Here is a 15881-nt window from a genome sequence, read left to right as displayed (position 1 = left end):
TTCATAAGGCGTCAAGTATACAATCCTAGGCAGATGGGTTATAGGCACGTATGCCAACAAGCCGCTTTAGATAAGGAGAACAGCATGATTGTGATCACTGGCGGTGCCGGTTTTATCGGGGCCAACTTGGTTAAAGCGTTGAATACGCGCGGCAGAAACGACGTGATGGTTGTCGACGATTTGCGCGACGGTACCAAATTCGTCAATTTAGCCGACTGTACGCTGGCCGACTATCTGGATAAAGACGATTTTCTCGTTAGGATAAAAGCGGCGCTGAGGGGCGAGAGCGTTGACTTACCTAAGATTGAAGCCATTTTCCATGAAGGCGCCTGTTCGGATACAACCGAATGGGACGGCCATTACATGATGGAAAATAACTTCGAGTACTCCAAGGTATTACTGAATTATTGCGAACAGCAGGGTATCCCTTTGCTATACGCATCATCTGCCGCGACCTATGGTGGCAGTGACGTATTTAAAGAAAGTCCCGAGTGTGAAAAGCCGCTCAACGTTTATGGCTATTCAAAGCTGCTGTTTGATCAGCATGTGCGTTCGCGCTGGAGCGAGCTGACGACCCAGGTGGTAGGCTTTCGCTATTTCAATGTTTACGGGCCCCGTGAGCAGCATAAGGGCAAAATGGCCAGCGTGGCGTATCACAATCATCTGCAAGTACGTAACGATGAAACGCTGAAGCTGTTTGGCGCCTATGGAGGCTATGAGGCGGGCATGCAGAGCCGCGACTTCGTTTATGTCGGTGACGTCGTCGATGTAAACCTATGGTTTTTGGATAATCCCGATAAGTCAGGCATTTTCAATCTGGGTACCGGACGAGCGGAGCCTTTTAAAGCGATAGGCGAAGCGGTAATCGATTTTTACAGCAAAGGTGAGATCGACTACATCGCCTTTCCTGACGAGCTTAAAGGACGCTATCAGAGCTATACGCGTGCCGATATTGATGCGCTGCGTGGCAGCGGCTGTGATGTTGAATTTAAAACCGTTGCTCAAGGGGTTAAGGCCTACTTGGGGTGGTTGAATGGCTAATCCAGCGCCGCGTCTGCTGATTATTGGCCCTTCATGGGTGGGCGATATGGTCATGGCACAAAGCCTGTTTATGACCTTAAAAGCCCGCCAGCCCGGTGCGACGATTGCCGTCGTTGCGCCGGCGTGGTCGCAGCCTATTTTAGAGCGCATGCCCGAAGTGGATGAGGTCTTGCCACTGACGGTGGGCCACGGAGAGTTTGGCTTGGCTAGCCGTCGGAAGCTTGCCAAACAGCTGCGTGGGCGCTTTGATCGCGCCATTGTGCTGCCCCGGTCTTGGAAGGCCGCGCTTATTCCCTTTATGGCGCGGATACCCGAGCGTGTTGGCTTTACCGGTGAGCATCGTTACGGGCTGCTTAAAGAGTGCCGTAAGCTCAATAAGCAGGTGCTTGACCAAACGGTAAAGCGCTTTGTATCGCTTGGGCTACCGCTGGCTGAAACGGAGAGAGGCAACTTTTTATTACCCAAGCCTTGTTTGCAGATTGACAGCGATAACCTGGTGAACCTGTACCTAGCTCACTCGCTTTCATCACGCCCGGCCGTTGGTTTGATGCCGGGCGCGGAGTATGGCCCTGCCAAACAGTGGCCCGTCAGTTATTTTCATGCATTAGCAAAACGGCTGGTGCAAGACGGTTTCGAGGTGCGCGTGCTGGGTGGGCAAAAAGATCACGCGGCAGGGGAGGCGATAGTGCAAGGGCTTGCCCATGCCCATAATCTGTGCGGTAAAACTCAGCTGGCCGATGCGGTTGATCTACTCGCCGATTGCCGACAGGTGGTCACCAACGATTCAGGTTTGATGCACGTGGCGGCGGCGGTAGGGGTTCGCGTTCATGCGCTCTATGGCTCTTCATCGCCCGTCTACACGCCGCCCATGACGGATAACGCCGCCATCCATTATCTTGCACTATCCTGCTCGCCCTGCTTTGAGCGCACTTGTCCATTAGGGCATACCAATTGCCTTAATCAGCTGAGCGTTGATCAGGTGTATAAAGCAATACACGCTGACCCGCAGCGCGACGGCATGATGGCTAATGAATGATCTCAATTTCGTCGGCAATGTCTGCGGGCGTTTCCAGCGTTTGCTCTAAAGGAGGAGGGGCTTCCTGAGGTTCGCGGCGCTGAGGCGATATACCTTCCCACAAGCGATGCTGGAGCGCTGTCTCCTCTCTTAGGCGCTGATTCACCACCTCAATGCCATGGATCTCCACCAGTGTCTGCTTATCACTGAGTAACGACGTTCCGAGGCCGGCACGCTGCTCTGCTAAATTAAACCCAAGCGCATCCAGCAGCGTAGGAAAGATATCCAGCGTCGTCGCATCGCGGCGAATGCGCTGGGGCTCAATACCATCTCCGATCATAATCAGCGTATTATCACGGTCCATCGCCGTCAGCTGATCCCAGACCGACACGCGCATCGTAAGATGATCACTGAGCACCATGACGAGGGTATTATCGAGAAGCCCCTCTGCCTCTAAGCGCTCAATAAAATGACGCGCTAGCCACGCCGAGCACTGCACGGAATACAGGATATCCTGCCCATCGAACTCGCCCTGCTGTTCCACACAGGCTTGCGAGGGGTAACCGTGGGGCGCATGGCCTGCAAGGTTGAGGCTCACAACGCCCCAGGGGCCGTTACCTTCGCTATCTAGTCGGCGTATTTCGTCGGCGGTAATATCGTAAAGCGAGTCGTCATACAGCCCCCAGCTGTTGACATACTCAGGGTCATCTAGCAGCGGTTCTAGATCTTCACGGCCTTTCACATTATTGAATTGATGGCCACGATAGAACAGCCCCTTACCTGCAAACTGAGTACTGGCACCGCCTAAATAGCTCAGTTGATAGCCCTGCGCAGCAAGTACGTCACCAAGACAATCGACGCCAGGTGCAACTTTTGAAAGCGGCTCAAATTGAGAGTCGTGGATAAGGCCAGCTGGCATTAGAGGGACGCCACACTGGCTGGCGATCATTCCGGCCATCGTCCAGCCGGTGTTATCCATCTGACGTATACCTTCAAAGACTGCGCCTCGTTCTCCGAGCGCGTCGAGATCTGCGTAGACATCGCCGAAAAGCTCATTAGAGTAAGTTCGTTCGAGGCTCTCTAAATACATGATGAGTAAATTAGGCGGATCTTGTAGCTCTTCGGTAGGCGGTGCCTTATAGCGCCGGTCCAGCCAAGCCCCATCATCAGTGACAATGGATGCGCTGCGCTGGCCTAAGCCAAACAGCAGCGGGTTGCTAGCCAGTAGTACAATAGCGAAAAAACGCTCGGCTAAGCGCCAGCGTTGGTCGTGGCGCGATAGCCAGGTGACCGCTGCCAGCACGCCGATCATGACCAGCGTATAAAGCACAGCGGTAAACATTTTACCCGCACCACCATGCTCGGCGATGCCAGCCTGGAGATGGAAAAACACTGCCCCTAAGTCGACAATGCCAAAACTATCTGCTAAGTAAACGTAGATACCCCAAAGGCTTAGCGGCAACAGTGACCACGGCCAGATTTTGCGATAGCGTGCATTAGAGGGTTGGCCCCAGCGCAGTTTTAGCCCCAGGCCAATCCATACGGCAGCGACAATAAACAGTGTCCACCACGGCAGGCGTGTCAGTACAGTGACTGCATAGCCAAGACATAAGCCAATAATAACTAACGCTATTTTTTGAATAGCACGAGGATGCATAGATAACCTATTTTGTCAGACGAATTCCGTAAATAATCTAGTGTCGCCTGCTTTTAAAAGGGTGATTCTCAGGGACAGCTCTGAGATTATTGGCGGTTTCTTACCGACTGTTTCATATATTTCCAAAATACGCCGTTGGCGTTCGAAACAGAAATGACTAATCCTCTCCAACCGTCGCGCCAACCGTGCTGCAGGACATAAGTACGTAAAAAAGCAAAGATGGCTTTTAGAAAAACGATAGCTGCAGGATAGTGTTTAAGCTTTCCGGACTCGGCGCGAAGGCTCGAGTAGCGGTTTATTTTTTCAAGAAACTGAGACAAATCTGTCACGGCAGTATGCTCAATGATGCCTGACAATCGCTGCAGACGGCTGGTCTCGCTCAATAGAATAGATTCGTGAACCATCGCATCATTAAAATTATGGCAGCGTCGGTTGAATAGACGCACGAGCCAGTCATTACCCCACCCTGAATAGCGAACAGGCCTGCCCATCATCCAATTCTCGCGTCGTATCTGTCCAAGATCGTTAGAGGCAGCGCTGGGGCACCATGAGGCGATGGCCTCAATAAGCTCCATGGAGGGAGCCTCGTCGGCATCTAGCGACAAGATCCAGTCATGTTTCGCTAAAGAGACCGCAAAACGCTTTGTCGGGCCAAAGCCAAGAAAGTCACCTTCATGCAGTGAAACGTTCGAATAGCCAGAGGCAATATGCGTTGTGTCGTCGCTTGAGCCGTTGTCATAAACCACAACGTCATCGAAACATTGCACGGCGTCCAGAGTACGCTGCAGCGTCGAGGCAGCATTTCGAGTGATGATAACTACGCTAACGCCAGCGGGCATGAGGATGTCTGTCCTGTCAGAGAATGAGAAAGCAATGCTATTATATCGGCTTTTAAAGCCACAATATCTCCCAGGAGGCGCTTTTGCACATTATTCATGTCAATCTGGCCAAAGGCTTTCGTGGAGGAGAGCGTCAAACAGTCCTTTTAATTCAAGCACTCGCTAAGCTAAGTGAGATAAAGCGCCAAACACTCGTGTGTCAATTATCGTCACCGCTACGTGCTGAACTAGCCGAGACCCCGGGCGTGGTCTTTGTTAATGCAGGTCATCAATTGGCTGGCCATAGGCAGGCAGGCAGCGCTGATATTGTCCATGCGCATGAAGCCAAAGCAGTGCATTGGGCCTGGCTGCATAATAAGCTTTATCAAACGCCTTATATTATTACTCGCCGTGTCGATACGCCGATTAAGCGTAAATGGAGCAATACTGTTTTTTATCGAAATGCAGGCTACTGCGTGGCGATTTCTAGCGTTATTGCCGAGCAGCTAAAAAGCTTTACCACATCTCCTATATACACAATTCCAAGCGCTCATTCTGGCGCTGTAAACGACCCGAAAGTAGCCATTGAGTTTAGGCAGCAATATCCAAACAAAATTATTGTTGGGCATGCTGGTGCGCTTGTGGATCGTCATAAGGGGCAACGTGTGTTAATGGATGTAGCCAAAAGTTTAGAACATGATTACCCCGAGTATGTTTTTGTTTTTTTTGGTAAAGGCGAAGACGAAGCAGCGCTTAAAAAAGAAAGCGAAGGTATTCGCAATATTGTCTGGGCGGGCTTTAAAGATAATGTTAATGATTATTTGTCTGGATTTGATGTTTTTGTATTCCCCTCAAGAAATGAAGGGTTAGGGTCGGTGCTTTTAGATGTAATGAATGCTCGTGTCCCTATTATAGCGAGCGATGTCGGCGGCATTCCTGATCTTATAAAAACTAATGAAACAGGTTTTCTGGTTTCTGTTGACTGTGCTAGTGAAATAAAAGATCGGCTCTTAATGCTCAGAGACAACGCTATGTTAAGGCATCATGTTATAGATACTGCATTTTCATCACTGCATCTTTACAGTAGCGATGCGATGGCTGAGAAATATAGTCAGCGATATAAAGAGTTAGTCCAAAAATGACAATGCTATTAAATGAACGCCATATTGTGATTTTTTTACATAACAGGCCTTTTTTTGGTGCCCATTTAGTGCACGTGCCATTTTTAGTGATGCTAAGGGAAAAGTACCCTGGGGCTAAATTGGTTGGCGTAACAAAAAACAACGGTGCTAGTTTTCTTGTCGATAGTGGATTTTTAGATAGTTTAGAAGTTATTAACAAGAGAGATCAATTTTATTTACTTAAAAAATATAATTTTGATATCGGGTTCAATTTGAGACCTTCGAGTATTGGTGTTGCTCTACAAATGCTGTTGTTGAAGATACCTCATCGCGTTGGGTTTAAGAAAACGGGGGCTTTTTACACGCATACGCTACCGTTAGATGTATCTATCTATAGAGCAGATTTATTTTTACAATTAATGAATGAAACATGCGCATCTTCTGTTCCTTATTTGAAACAGTTTATTAGCCACGATGAACGTTTTTTAGACAGTGTTTTGCTCGTTCCGGGGGCAGGTAAAGAGGAAAAGAAGTGGCCAATAGAAAAATACATGCAGTTGGCTGATCAGTTTGTCGAAAACGGTGAGAAAAACGTGTTTTTCATTACGGGCCCGCAAGAAACTGAAGAAACAAGCATACTAAAAAGCAAAGGATATACGGTCTTTAATCAGCCGAGTGTCGATCTTCTGTTTAGCATGGTAGAAGGATGTAAGATTTTTGTTAGCAATGACTGTGGGCCTTCTCACATTGCCCACATTCTAGGTGTCAGGCAAATTGTGCTATTTAAAGAGTCTCTGCCCGAGTGGTTTTTGACGAGAGACAATAGCCGCTCTGTTTCTTGCTCTCTTGGCGTGCCTGATATTGTGGTTGATGACGTGATGCAGTTAGCAAAAGAGCTGTTAGAGCAAAAGGCTTAGTGTAAAAGCTATGTAATTACTGATAGCCGTCTAGTATTGATGAATAGCTATTTTCCGCGTTAAATTTAATGAGCGATCGCTTCAGGCGCGTTAAGTTGTCGTTCTGCCACTTGCCCGGCGAACGTAGCCGGCAGCGATCTAAGTCGATCAACCACGGCGTGTCGTTACTATCGATCAGAATATTGCGGGCATTTAAGTCCACGTGATCAAGCCCTGCCTGATGAAAGCGTTTAATCATCGAGCCTACTTGCTGCAATAACGCATCATCTGCCTGGCGACGGTTAAGCAGCTCGGCTAGCGCCCGTGCACCGGGGATGCGTACCGTCATCAACGCAGCCTCATAGGTTAAACCATGCCGGGTAACGCAGCTGGCGACGGGGCGCGGTACGGGGAGCCCTTGCGCAAAAAGAGTAGCGGTTAAGCGCAGCTCACGAAACGCTCGTGTACGCTCAGTTCCTGTCCAAAAGTAGCGTTTCTCACTTAGCCTGGCCGCCATACCACCGCGTCGATAAGGCCTTAATACCCATTGTTCAGTAGGCGTTGCCTGCAGAAAAAAGCTGCTACCTCGCCCCGGGGCTTCACCCACAATGAGCCCCTGCCTGCGCCAATAATCGCTCGTGAATAAGCCCGGATGAATTTGGTGTGTTCCCGGTGCGTCACATAAACTGTCTGCATCATGTAAAATCAGACTATTTTTCTGCCGGAGTGCCGCTAAGCGCATGAAGCCCTCTCTGCCTGTTCAGCCCAAACACATTGCCATTTTGCGCCTCTCTGCTTTAGGAGACGTATGCAATCTGGTGCCCACGGTGCGGGCGTTACAGCGCCAGTGGCCTGACGCACGTATTACCTGGATTATAGGTAAGGGGGAGCACAGTCTACTGGCAGGCCTTTCCGGGGTCGAGTTCGTCGTTTACGACAAATCAACCGGCCTTGCCGGCATGCGCGCGCTGTGGCGTCAGCTTGCCGATACTCGCTTTGACGTACTGCTGCATATGCAGCAGGCCATTCGCGCCAGCGTTCTGTCACTGGGGCTAAAGGCCAATGTGCGGGTGGGTTACGACAAAGCGCGTGCCAAAGATGCCCAGCACTGGTTTACCCAGTATCAGCTAGCGCCCCATTCCAATGCTCACGTGCTGGAGTCGTTTATGGACTTTGCACGCGTGCTGGGCGTAGAAGACGACCGATTGGAATGGGATTTACCCATCTCGTCGACGGCGTTAAACGAGGCGCGCGTGATTAGCGGCGAGACGCCTTATCTCGTGATTAATCCTTGCAGCAACGTTCGCCTGCGTAATTTCCGCAATTGGTCGGTAGAAGGCTACGCCAGTGTTATTGAACATGCTTGGGTACATCACGGTCTTAAAAGCGTGTTGACCGGCGGGGGTAGTGTTCAAGAGCGTGCAATAGGCGATCACATTGAAACGCTTTGTCAGCCTGACAGCGTCATTAATGCTATTGGCGGCACGTCCTTGAAAGGGGTTCTGGCGCTAATTGACCAAGCCCGCGCAGTGATCGCACCGGATACTGGGCCTATTCATATGGCCAACGCCGTGGGCACACCGGCGCTGGGGCTATATGCATCGACCAACCCTATGCGCGCTGCGCCCTATTGCTGGCGTGACTTCGCGGTCAACGCTTATCCAGAGGCTGTGCGTACCTATCTCCACAAATCGGTGGAGGACGTTAATTGGGGCCAGCGAGTTCGTCATCCCAGCGCCATGATGCTGATTAAAGCAGATGATGTTATCGCCAAGTTAGATGCACTTTTGGCGCATACCGCTGTAACGGCTAGCGTTAAGGAGCATCCATGAAAATTGATTTAACTGCCCTAGAGCATGCCCGTGTGCTGGTCGTGGGGGATGTGATGTTAGACCGCTATTGGCACGGTGGTACTTCGCGTATTTCGCCAGAGGCGCCGGTGCCGGTGGTGCGCGTCGAAGACGTTGAGGACCGCCCGGGCGGAGCCGCTAATGTGGCATTGAACATTACCTCGCTAGGAGGCCACGCCGTATTGGCTGGAGTGGTGGGCCAAGACGATAATGCTCAGCTGTTGGAAGCAAGCCTTATGGCTTCCAGTGTGAGCACTTACTTTCAACACAGTGCCGATGTGCCAACGATTACTAAGCTTCGTGTGATGAGTCGTAATCAGCAGCTGCTGCGCCTAGACTTTGAGCAGCGCTTGGATAGTGTCGATACCACCGAGCTTTTAGCTCACGTGGAAGCGGCGCTACCTCACTGCGATATTGTGATCCTTTCTGATTACGGCAAAGGCACGCTGAACCAAGTTGAAAGCCTCATCGCTAAGGCGCGTGCCAGCGGTAAGCGCGTGTTGATTGATCCCAAGGGACAAGATTTCAGCAAGTACCGCGGGGCGAGTTTAATGACCCCCAATCTAGCTGAGTTTGAAGCGGTTGTTGGCCCCTGCGCCACCGATGCTGAGTTATCAAGCCGCGGTGAAGCGCTGCGCGCTGAGTTAGCGTTGGAAGCGCTGCTCATTACCCGTAGTGAAAAAGGCATGACGCTGATCCGCGAAGGCCAGCCGCCGCTGCATTTACCGACGCGTGCCCAGGAAGTGTTCGATGTGACCGGTGCCGGCGATACCGTTATTGGCCTGATGGGGTTGGCATTAGCAGCGGGGCACGCTCTGCCCGAAGCAATGATGCTGGCTAATTTAGGCGCGGGGTTAGTGGTGGCCAAACCAGGCACGGCGATCCTGTCGATTGCCGAGCTGTATACTGCGTTACACGGCGACAAACTGGCCGAGTTTGGCGTGATTGAGCCCACTGTGCTGGCGGATGCGGTGCGTGCTGCTCAGCTGCGCGGTGAGCGGGTGGTGATGACCAACGGATGCTTTGATATTTTGCACGCCGGACATGTTGCCTACCTAGAGCAGGCCAAGCGGCTCGGTGACCGTTTAGTAGTGGCAGTCAATGACGATGCTTCCATTGGCCGTCTAAAGGGGCCTAAGCGGCCAATCAATCCGCTAATCCGACGTATGCAGGTGTTAGCGGGGCTCGGCGCCGTGGATTGGGTCGTGCCGTTTAGTGATGACACGCCCCAAGCGCTGATCGAATCGATACTGCCGGATATTTTGGTGAAAGGGGGTGACTACCGGCCCGAAGATATCGCCGGAGGAGCCGCCGTTATTGCCAATGGAGGCGAGGTCAAGGTGCTTGGGTTTGAAGACGGTGTCTCTACCTCTGCGATGATTAGCTCCATTCTAGATCGCGAGCGCTAATGGCCTCACCGGCTTGGCCACGGCTTGCGTACTCAGCGGCGCTCTATACGCTATCGCCGCTGATCGGCTGGCGCATCTGGCGAGAGCAAGTAAGCACTCACTCACGATGGCAGCGTCTTGGAATAAGGCTTGGGCAGCTTCCGCCCGCGCCACGTATCTGGCTGCACTGTGCCTCGGTGGGTGAAGCGCGCGCCGCCCGTCCGCTGATTGAAGGGCTCTTAAAGTCTTATCCAGGGCACAGCGTTGTGCTGACGACCATGACGGCTAGTGGCGCCGGGCAGGTCAAGACACTGATCGATGAGCAGTCCTCCCACGATCAAGCTCGGCTGACGCATTGCTTTCTGCCGCTGGATTTTCCCGGCGCGACTAAACGCTTTGTGCGGCGTGTTCAGCCTGAGCTGACTATTTTATTTGAAACCGAGCTGTGGCCCAACGTGATACATGCCTGTCGCCAACAAGACGTGCCGGTGGCTCTCGTTAATGGGCGTTTATCGCCACGGGCTTTCAAACGCTACCAGCGCTTACGCCCGTTAATGGCCAGCACCCTTGCCGATATTCGCTGGCTAGCCGCGAAGTCACCGGCAGACGCCGAGCGTTTTAAAGCGCTCGGTTGCCGTGCAGAAACCATCAGCCTCGTTGGCTCGTTAAAGTTCGAAATGGCCAGTCAGGAAAAGGCCCTCAGAGAGGGTGAGCGCTTACTTCATGAGTGGGGAGAGCGCGCAGTTTGGGTGGCCGGTTCCACTCGTGAAGGTGAAGAGGCGTTATTGCTTGAGGCCCATAGCCAGCTGCTACGACGCTATCCAGAGGCGCTGCTGATAGTGGTACCCCGCCATCCCCAGCGTTTTGATGACGTAGCCAACGCTTGCCTTGCCGCAGGTTGGGCGCTCAGCCGCCGCAGCCAGCAGCAGCCCGTGACGGCGCAAACACAGGTTTATCTAGGTGATACGCTGGGCGAACTAGCAACGCTGTATGCGGCGGGCCGTGTGGCCTTTGTGGGGGGTAGTATGGTGCCGCTTGGAGGGCACAACGTGCTAGAACCGGCAGCGCTAGGAAGGCCTGTGCTCAGCGGCCCTTATATCGAAAATTTTGCCGATGTGGCTGAGCCGCTACAGGCGGCAGGGGCGCTAACGCTGGTCGAAACCCCGGAGGCTTTGGCGAGCGCCTTAGCGCATTATTTCGCTAATCCGCAGCTTGCCCTTCAAGTGGGGCAAGCCGGTCGGGAAGTGATTCATCGCCATACTGGTGCACTGGCCCGCACGCTTGAAGGGCTGGAAGCGTTGTTACCTCGTTAGCGCACTGACTTAACGGGCTAATTTAGCGGTCCCATTTAACGGGCTCATTTAAAGAACTGATTTAAAGAACTATGCGCTCTACGCCGCCGGGTTTACCCAACAGCAGAATATCGGCGCTGCGAGCGGCAAACAGGCCGTTGGTGACGACGCCGACGATGGCATTGATTTTGGCCTCCATCGCGACAGGGTCACTAATCATGAAATCGTAGCAGTCGATAATAGGATTACCGTTGTCTGTCAGCACTCCCTGGCGGTAAACCGGCTCTGCACCCAGCGCCACTAGCTCACGGGCGACATACGAACGTGCCATGGGAATAACCTCAACCGGTAACGGGAAGCTGCCTAGCTTAGGCACGTACTTTGAGCCATCTGCTATGCAGATAAAGCGCTCAGCGCAGGCGGCGACAATCTTTTCACGGGTAAGCGCAGCGCCGCCGCCTTTAATCATATGTAAGTTAGCATTTACTTCGTCTGCGCCGTCGATATAAAAGGGCACCGTGCCAACGCTATTGAGCTCAAATACCTCAATGCCGAGTTTTTCGAGACGTTTAGCACTGGCGTCGGAACTGGCCACGGCACCTTGAAATAGATGACGTAGCGGGCCGAGGCGATCAATAAATAGATTGGCCGTAGAGCCCGTACCAATGCCTAAGATGGTATCTTTTTCGAGCTGAGATTTAATTTCTTCAATCGCAGCGTCCGCCACCGCGGCCTTCAATTCATCCTGATTCATAGCAAGCCTGTGCATTAGAAATGAGGTAGTGACGTTAGTATAACGGCCTAAACGGTGCTTGCCGATGGAAACACGGCTAGACGCCGCTAGCCGTAATCTGCTACCAATAAAAGCTTTGTCCGTTCACGTTCTTCCCTTGGGATACCCGCATGCTAGAAGCAACCGTCAAAAAGATCCTCCAAGCCCGCGTTTATGAAGCTGCTTGTGAGACCCCGATTTCCCCTGCACCCTTTTTGTCGCGTCGCTTCAATAACCAGATTCTGATTAAGCGTGAAGATCTACAGCCGGTGTTTTCGTTCAAGATTCGCGGTGCTTACAACAAAATGGCGCAGCTAACCCAGGCGCAAAAAGACAAAGGTGTGATTGCGGCTTCTGCTGGTAATCACGCGCAGGGGCTCGCCATGGCCGCGAAACTCATGGGTGTTAAGGCCGTGATTGTGATGCCGCGTATCACGCCCGAGATTAAAGTGCAGGCGGTACGCGCTAGGGGCGCCAAGGTCATACTGAAAGGTGATGCTTTCGCTGCGGCGGCGGAGCATGCGCAGGAGCTGATTAGCGAGCATGGCTATACCTATATTCCTCCCTTTGACGATATTGATGTGGTCGCTGGGCAGGGCACGGTGGGGATGGAGATTTTGCGCCAACACGCCGGGCGGCTAGATGCCATCTTTGTACCGGTTGGCGGCGGCGGGCTGATTGCCGGCGTGGCGGCATACGTTAAATATTTGCGTCCCGATATCAAAGTGATTGGTGTGGAAGCCGAAGACAGCGCATGCCTCAAAGCGGCTCTCGAAGCCGGGGAGCGGGTCGTGCTCGATCAAGTGGGCGTGTTTGCCGAAGGCGTCGCGGTAGCGCAAATTGGTGAGGTGCCTTTTTCGCTAGTGAAAGACCTGGTTGATGATGTCATTACCGTCAATACCGATGAAATGTGCGCGGCGGTGAAAGATATTTTTGAGGACACTCGGGCCGTGGCGGAAACTTCTGGCGCGCTGTCGCTGGCAGGACTGAAAAAGTATATTCAGCAAACCGGTGCTGAAGGGCAAACGCTGCTGTGCATTAACTCCGGCGCAAATACCAATTTTGACCGCCTGCAGCACATTGCCGAACGCACGGAGCTAGGCGAACAGCGCGAAGCGATCCTGGCGGTCACCATTGCCGAAAAACCCGGTAGTTTTAAAAAATTCTGCCGTACGCTAGGCAAGCGTATGGTGACTGAGTTTAGCTACCGTTATGCCGACAGCACTGAAGCGCATGTTTACGTGGGGATCCAGGTGAAGCCGGGTGGAGAAGACCGTCAGGCGGTGATCGACAAACTTCGTGAAAATGACTATCAGGTAGAAGATCTTACTGATAACGAGTTGGCGAAGCTGCATATTCGCCATCTTAGCGGCGGACGCCCCAGCGAGCGTTTTGAAGAGGAAGTCTATCGCTTTGAGTTCCCTGAACGCCCGGGCGCGCTAATGAACTTCCTTACCCAGCTGCCCCATGACTGGAATATCTCATTGTTCCACTATCGTAACCATGGCGCTGCCTATGGTCGTGTGCTGGTGGGCATGCAAGTGCCTAATGGCGACAGGTCTCATGTGGCTGAGCATTTAGACGCTATTGGCTACCGCTATTGGCGGGAGAGTGATAACCCCGCTTATCGCTTATTCATGGCCTAATATCGTTTGTACCAGTGTAAGTGGTTGCTTACCCTGAACGCCAGAGCAGCTAGGCAACATTTGTTAACGAAAACGTTTCATTAAGCGTGAAAAAATGTTGGTTACGCTGTTGTCAACGGTGCCCTTATAGCCCTATAGTCGTGGCCGAAATTAATCGAATCTGCCACGACGTTTTGATCGGAAATAGAGGGCAGGTTTAAGACATTCGGTAACAGTAAAGGTGTTGGAGAAGCAGCATGCGGCGGAAGAAGCCTGATATGGTGATGGCGTTGATGGTGGTGTTTGCATTAGGAGTGCTCGCCACGGGTTATGCGCAGGCGTTGTCGGGAAGTTAATCCACAGCGTTTTGCAGCAGCGCCGTTAACCGACAAGGTGCAGTTGATAGGCAGCATATGAGCTGATTCTTGACAGAATCAGCTTTTTTTATGGCAGTTTATCGACGGCGTACACAGCCTTGGTCGCTCACCACGGCCTTTAAAGGCACGTCCCAGGGTTCAATCGGCAGCGAAGCGACTTGCTGGCAAGCGTGGGCGACGCCGATCAGGGCAGGTGAAGGGCCGAGGCGGTGCATAAACGCTAAGCTGCGGTCATAAAAGCCGCCACCCATGCCCATGCGATTGGCCTGGGCGTCAAACCCCACTAGCGGCACGATGAGCGTGTCTAGGGCCCAGGCGGGCAGGCGATTACAACGCTTGGCGCTAAATCGCTCGTCAGGCTCCCAAATGCCAAAGCGGTTTTTGACCATGGGGGTGTCCGAGCGGTAGGCAACAAACCAAAGATTATTGTCACTAAATGGCCGTAAAACGGGCAAGTACACATCTACCTTTCGCCTGCGTAACCAGGTAAGGAGCGGGGTTGGGTCAATTTCGCCGTTAACAGGCAGATATAGGCTTAAGCGTCGCGCGCGGCGAATTTCAGGCAGGGTTTTAAGCTGATGACACAGGCGCTGTGCCGCAACATGCTGCTCTTGCTGGGAAAGGGCGTTGCGCTGATGACGTAAAAAGCGGCGTAGCGCGCGTTTATCAACGTCGGGTAGTGCGGTAGCGTGATGGAGATTGTTCATAAACCGCTATTCCCCTATATCTTTACGCTCATACAGAGGTGTTCTCCAAGGTGCCGCTGCCGTTCTGGCCCTGAACCTACTGGTTCAAGGTGGGTGGCCGCAGCCAGACCGTCAGGCTTTCCGACGCACGGACATGCACACGGGTCTGGCTAGCATTTGGCCCCCTGGGTACTGCGCATAGGCTCGAGGGACTATAACGACTGGCGTACACCCCAGAGAACTCCGTCATCCTAACAGAGCCGTGGCTAATGCCAAAGTGTTGGTTAAAACGTTAACTAGCGCTGACGGGTTTTGGCGAGCACCCGGTCAAGTCGATCGTTAAGGCGATTAAGATTCGCTTCGCCAGCACGGTGCTCATCTATTGCTTCGAGCAACTCGTGGGTAATATTGAGCGCTGTCATGATAGCAACACGCTCACTTCCCAAGGCGCTACTTTGCGCATTAATGCCCTGCATAGCGCGATCTAGGTAGCGCGCGGCACGGTCCAGTTTTGCTTCTTGGCCCGTGTCGCAGGCAATGACATAACCGCGCCCTAACAGGGTTATTTCTTTGGTTGGCCGCTTGGCGTTACTCATCAAAGACTCCAGCACGGGCCAGCAAGGGGCCCAATGCGTTAACATCACAGCATAGGAAGATAGACGTCGCTCACTATAAGAGAGGCGCTTGTACGCGGTCAACGCGTAAGCACTATCGCCAATACGATCCCAACCTATCCAGTGGAGCAAGTGAAACGATGTCATTGATTGATGAGCGCCAGGATTTCTCTGACGTAGCAGATGTTTTCTTACTGCATGGCAGCATGCAGTCACCGGCATTTTTAGATGGCCGCCTTTGCGCTTTGCTAGCACTGCGCGATGTTAGCGCAGCGACATGGCTGGAAGAGGTTTGCCAGAGCCTGGGCATTGAACAGCCCCGTGATCCTGCCAGCGCAGAGCGCCTATTAGGTTGGCGGCGCCAAACGTTGGAGGCGTTAAGCGCCAGCGATCTGGATTACACGCCGCTGCTGCCTGATGAATTGTTCTCTTTAGGAGAGCAGGCGCAGGGGCTTAAAGAATGGACGCAAGGCTTTATCGAAGTGGTCGATGAAGTGGCCGATAACGAGCTTCGCGAGCGCTGGTCGCAAGCGCTGTGCGAGGCAATTGAGGACCTAGAGGGGGTCGGCCGAATGGAGGCCGATATCGACGATAGCCCCGAAAACGAAAACGATCTTTTTGCGCTTACCGAGCATGCCCGTATGGCTGCTATGCTGCTTTACACCGAGCAGCATCCCGGCATGCCGCAAGTAGAACAAACTGACGCACCCGTTCATTAATTCTGCTGCT

The 15881-nt window shown here is 52.7% G+C and carries 15 protein-coding genes and 1 other RNA gene; 9 read left to right on the top strand and 7 right to left on the bottom strand.

The window, feature by feature from the left end:
* Window positions 1–84: 84 nt before the first annotated feature.
* A complete protein-coding gene (rfaD, locus tag ACT3RP_RS14410; RefSeq protein WP_444624794.1) occupies window positions 85–1041 on the top strand; it encodes an ADP-glyceromanno-heptose 6-epimerase in 957 nt (318 codons plus the stop codon).
* Window positions 1034–2077: a lipopolysaccharide heptosyltransferase II gene (gene waaF, locus ACT3RP_RS14405; RefSeq protein WP_444624793.1), complete on the top strand. Its 1044-nt coding sequence runs from the start codon at window positions 1034–1036 to the stop codon at window positions 2075–2077. The genes rfaD and waaF overlap by 8 nt, the downstream gene beginning before the upstream one ends.
* On the opposite strand, the gene ACT3RP_RS14400 is transcribed toward waaF, so the two are convergent.
* A complete protein-coding gene (locus ACT3RP_RS14400; RefSeq protein WP_193062995.1) occupies window positions 2067–3713 on the bottom strand; it encodes a sulfatase-like hydrolase/transferase in 1647 nt (548 codons plus the stop codon). The two genes, waaF and ACT3RP_RS14400, sit on opposite strands and share 11 nt — an antisense overlap.
* A gap of 86 nt (window positions 3714–3799) precedes the next feature.
* Window positions 3800–4552 carry a glycosyltransferase family 2 protein gene (locus tag ACT3RP_RS14395; protein WP_441684342.1) on the bottom strand — a complete coding sequence of 251 codons (753 nt, stop codon included), beginning with the start codon at window positions 4550–4552 and terminating at the stop codon, window positions 3800–3802.
* 83 nt (window positions 4553–4635) lie between these two features.
* Between ACT3RP_RS14395 and ACT3RP_RS14390 the strand changes: the two genes are divergently transcribed.
* Complete coding sequence (locus ACT3RP_RS14390; RefSeq protein WP_441684341.1) at window positions 4636–5673, top strand: glycosyltransferase family 4 protein; 1038 nt, start codon at window positions 4636–4638, stop codon at window positions 5671–5673.
* The gene (locus tag ACT3RP_RS14385; RefSeq protein WP_444672286.1) at window positions 5670–6569 is read left to right on the top strand and encodes a glycosyltransferase family 9 protein; all 900 of its coding nucleotides are present in this window, start codon (window positions 5670–5672) and stop codon (window positions 6567–6569) included. The genes ACT3RP_RS14390 and ACT3RP_RS14385 overlap by 4 nt, the downstream gene beginning before the upstream one ends.
* A gap of 16 nt (window positions 6570–6585) precedes the next feature.
* On the opposite strand, the gene ACT3RP_RS14380 is transcribed toward ACT3RP_RS14385, so the two are convergent.
* Window positions 6586–7290 (bottom strand): 3-deoxy-D-manno-octulosonic acid kinase, encoded by a 705-nt coding sequence (locus ACT3RP_RS14380; RefSeq protein ID WP_444624790.1) that lies wholly within the window; start codon window positions 7288–7290, stop codon window positions 6586–6588.
* Here ACT3RP_RS14380 and ACT3RP_RS14375 point away from each other — a divergent pair.
* Genes ACT3RP_RS14375 through waaA form a run of 3 tightly spaced genes read left to right on the top strand, consistent with a single transcriptional unit; the run spans window position 7289 to window position 11099 of the window.
* Window positions 7289–8380: a glycosyltransferase family 9 protein gene (locus ACT3RP_RS14375; RefSeq protein ID WP_193062985.1), complete on the top strand. Its 1092-nt coding sequence runs from the start codon at window positions 7289–7291 to the stop codon at window positions 8378–8380. The genes ACT3RP_RS14380 and ACT3RP_RS14375 overlap by 2 nt on opposite strands.
* On the top strand, window positions 8377–9807 hold the full coding sequence (hldE, locus tag ACT3RP_RS14370; protein ID WP_193062983.1) for a bifunctional D-glycero-beta-D-manno-heptose-7-phosphate kinase/D-glycero-beta-D-manno-heptose 1-phosphate adenylyltransferase HldE: 1431 nt from the start codon (window positions 8377–8379) through the stop codon (window positions 9805–9807). The genes ACT3RP_RS14375 and hldE overlap by 4 nt, the downstream gene beginning before the upstream one ends.
* The gene (waaA, locus tag ACT3RP_RS14365; RefSeq protein WP_483394043.1) at window positions 9807–11099 is read left to right on the top strand and encodes a lipid IV(A) 3-deoxy-D-manno-octulosonic acid transferase; all 1293 of its coding nucleotides are present in this window, start codon (window positions 9807–9809) and stop codon (window positions 11097–11099) included. The genes hldE and waaA overlap by 1 nt, the downstream gene beginning before the upstream one ends.
* Before the next feature lie 61 nt (window positions 11100–11160).
* Here the strand turns inward: waaA and rpiA are convergent, their stop codons facing one another.
* Window positions 11161–11832, bottom strand: a complete 672-nt coding sequence (gene rpiA, locus ACT3RP_RS14360) for a ribose-5-phosphate isomerase RpiA (RefSeq protein ID WP_441684338.1) — start codon at window positions 11830–11832, stop codon at window positions 11161–11163.
* Between the two features lie 149 nt (window positions 11833–11981).
* Here rpiA and ilvA point away from each other — a divergent pair, with 149 nt between their 5' ends.
* Window positions 11982–13496 (top strand): threonine ammonia-lyase, biosynthetic, encoded by a 1515-nt coding sequence (gene ilvA, locus ACT3RP_RS14355; RefSeq protein WP_193062977.1) that lies wholly within the window; start codon window positions 11982–11984, stop codon window positions 13494–13496.
* 433 nt (window positions 13497–13929) lie between these two features.
* Here ilvA and ACT3RP_RS14350 read toward each other — a convergent pair whose 3' ends face one another.
* From ACT3RP_RS14350 to ACT3RP_RS14340, 3 genes are all read right to left on the bottom strand, one after another.
* On the bottom strand, window positions 13930–14559 hold the full coding sequence (locus ACT3RP_RS14350) for a 5-formyltetrahydrofolate cyclo-ligase (RefSeq protein ID WP_193062975.1): 630 nt from the start codon (window positions 14557–14559) through the stop codon (window positions 13930–13932).
* A 38-nt stretch (window positions 14560–14597) separates the two neighbouring features.
* Window positions 14598–14781, bottom strand: a non-coding RNA gene (gene ssrS / locus ACT3RP_RS14345) — 6S RNA.
* 53 nt (window positions 14782–14834) lie between these two features.
* Window positions 14835–15134 (bottom strand): cell division protein ZapA, encoded by a 300-nt coding sequence (locus ACT3RP_RS14340; protein ID WP_193062973.1) that lies wholly within the window; start codon window positions 15132–15134, stop codon window positions 14835–14837.
* A gap of 158 nt (window positions 15135–15292) precedes the next feature.
* On the opposite strand from ACT3RP_RS14340, the gene ACT3RP_RS14335 reads away from it, so the two are divergent.
* Window positions 15293–15871, top strand: coding sequence for a UPF0149 family protein (locus ACT3RP_RS14335; protein WP_193062971.1), 579 nt, complete (start codon window positions 15293–15295; stop codon window positions 15869–15871).
* The last annotated feature ends 10 nt before the right edge of the window (window positions 15872–15881 follow it).

It is taken from the genome of Halomonas sp. AOP5-B2-8, from assembly GCF_052376475.1.
GTDB lineage: Bacteria > Pseudomonadota > Gammaproteobacteria > Pseudomonadales > Halomonadaceae > Vreelandella > Vreelandella casei.
The sequence above is the reverse complement of the archived record's forward strand: the minus strand, read 5'-3'. Positions and strand labels throughout refer to the sequence as shown.

Bases quoted from the DNA above. Each gene is read 5' to 3' on its own strand.
- rfaD (WP_444624794.1), top strand. From the start codon at position 85: ATGATTGTGATCACTGGCGGTGCCGGTTTTATCGGGGCCAACTTGGTT.
- waaF (WP_444624793.1), top strand. From the start codon at position 1,034: ATGGCTAATCCAGCGCCGCGTCTGCTGATTATTGGCCCTTCATGGGTG.
- ACT3RP_RS14400 (WP_193062995.1), bottom strand. From the start codon at position 3,713: ATGCATCCTCGTGCTATTCAAAAAATAGCGTTAGTTATTATTGGCTTA.
- ACT3RP_RS14395 (WP_441684342.1), bottom strand. From the start codon at position 4,552: ATGCCCGCTGGCGTTAGCGTAGTTATCATCACTCGAAATGCTGCCTCG.
- ACT3RP_RS14385 (WP_444672286.1), top strand. From the start codon at position 5,670: ATGACAATGCTATTAAATGAACGCCATATTGTGATTTTTTTACATAAC.
- ACT3RP_RS14375 (WP_193062985.1), top strand. From the start codon at position 7,289: ATGAAGCCCTCTCTGCCTGTTCAGCCCAAACACATTGCCATTTTGCGC.
- ACT3RP_RS14380 (WP_444624790.1), bottom strand. From the start codon at position 7,290: ATGCGCTTAGCGGCACTCCGGCAGAAAAATAGTCTGATTTTACATGAT.
- hldE (WP_193062983.1), top strand. From the start codon at position 8,377: ATGAAAATTGATTTAACTGCCCTAGAGCATGCCCGTGTGCTGGTCGTG.
- waaA (WP_483394043.1), top strand. From the start codon at position 9,807: ATGGCCTCACCGGCTTGGCCACGGCTTGCGTACTCAGCGGCGCTCTAT.
- rpiA (WP_441684338.1), bottom strand. From the start codon at position 11,832: ATGAATCAGGATGAATTGAAGGCCGCGGTGGCGGACGCTGCGATTGAA.
- ilvA (WP_193062977.1), top strand. From the start codon at position 11,982: ATGCTAGAAGCAACCGTCAAAAAGATCCTCCAAGCCCGCGTTTATGAA.
- ACT3RP_RS14350 (WP_193062975.1), bottom strand. From the start codon at position 14,559: ATGAACAATCTCCATCACGCTACCGCACTACCCGACGTTGATAAACGC.
- ACT3RP_RS14340 (WP_193062973.1), bottom strand. From the start codon at position 15,134: ATGAGTAACGCCAAGCGGCCAACCAAAGAAATAACCCTGTTAGGGCGC.
- ACT3RP_RS14335 (WP_193062971.1), top strand. From the start codon at position 15,293: ATGTCATTGATTGATGAGCGCCAGGATTTCTCTGACGTAGCAGATGTT.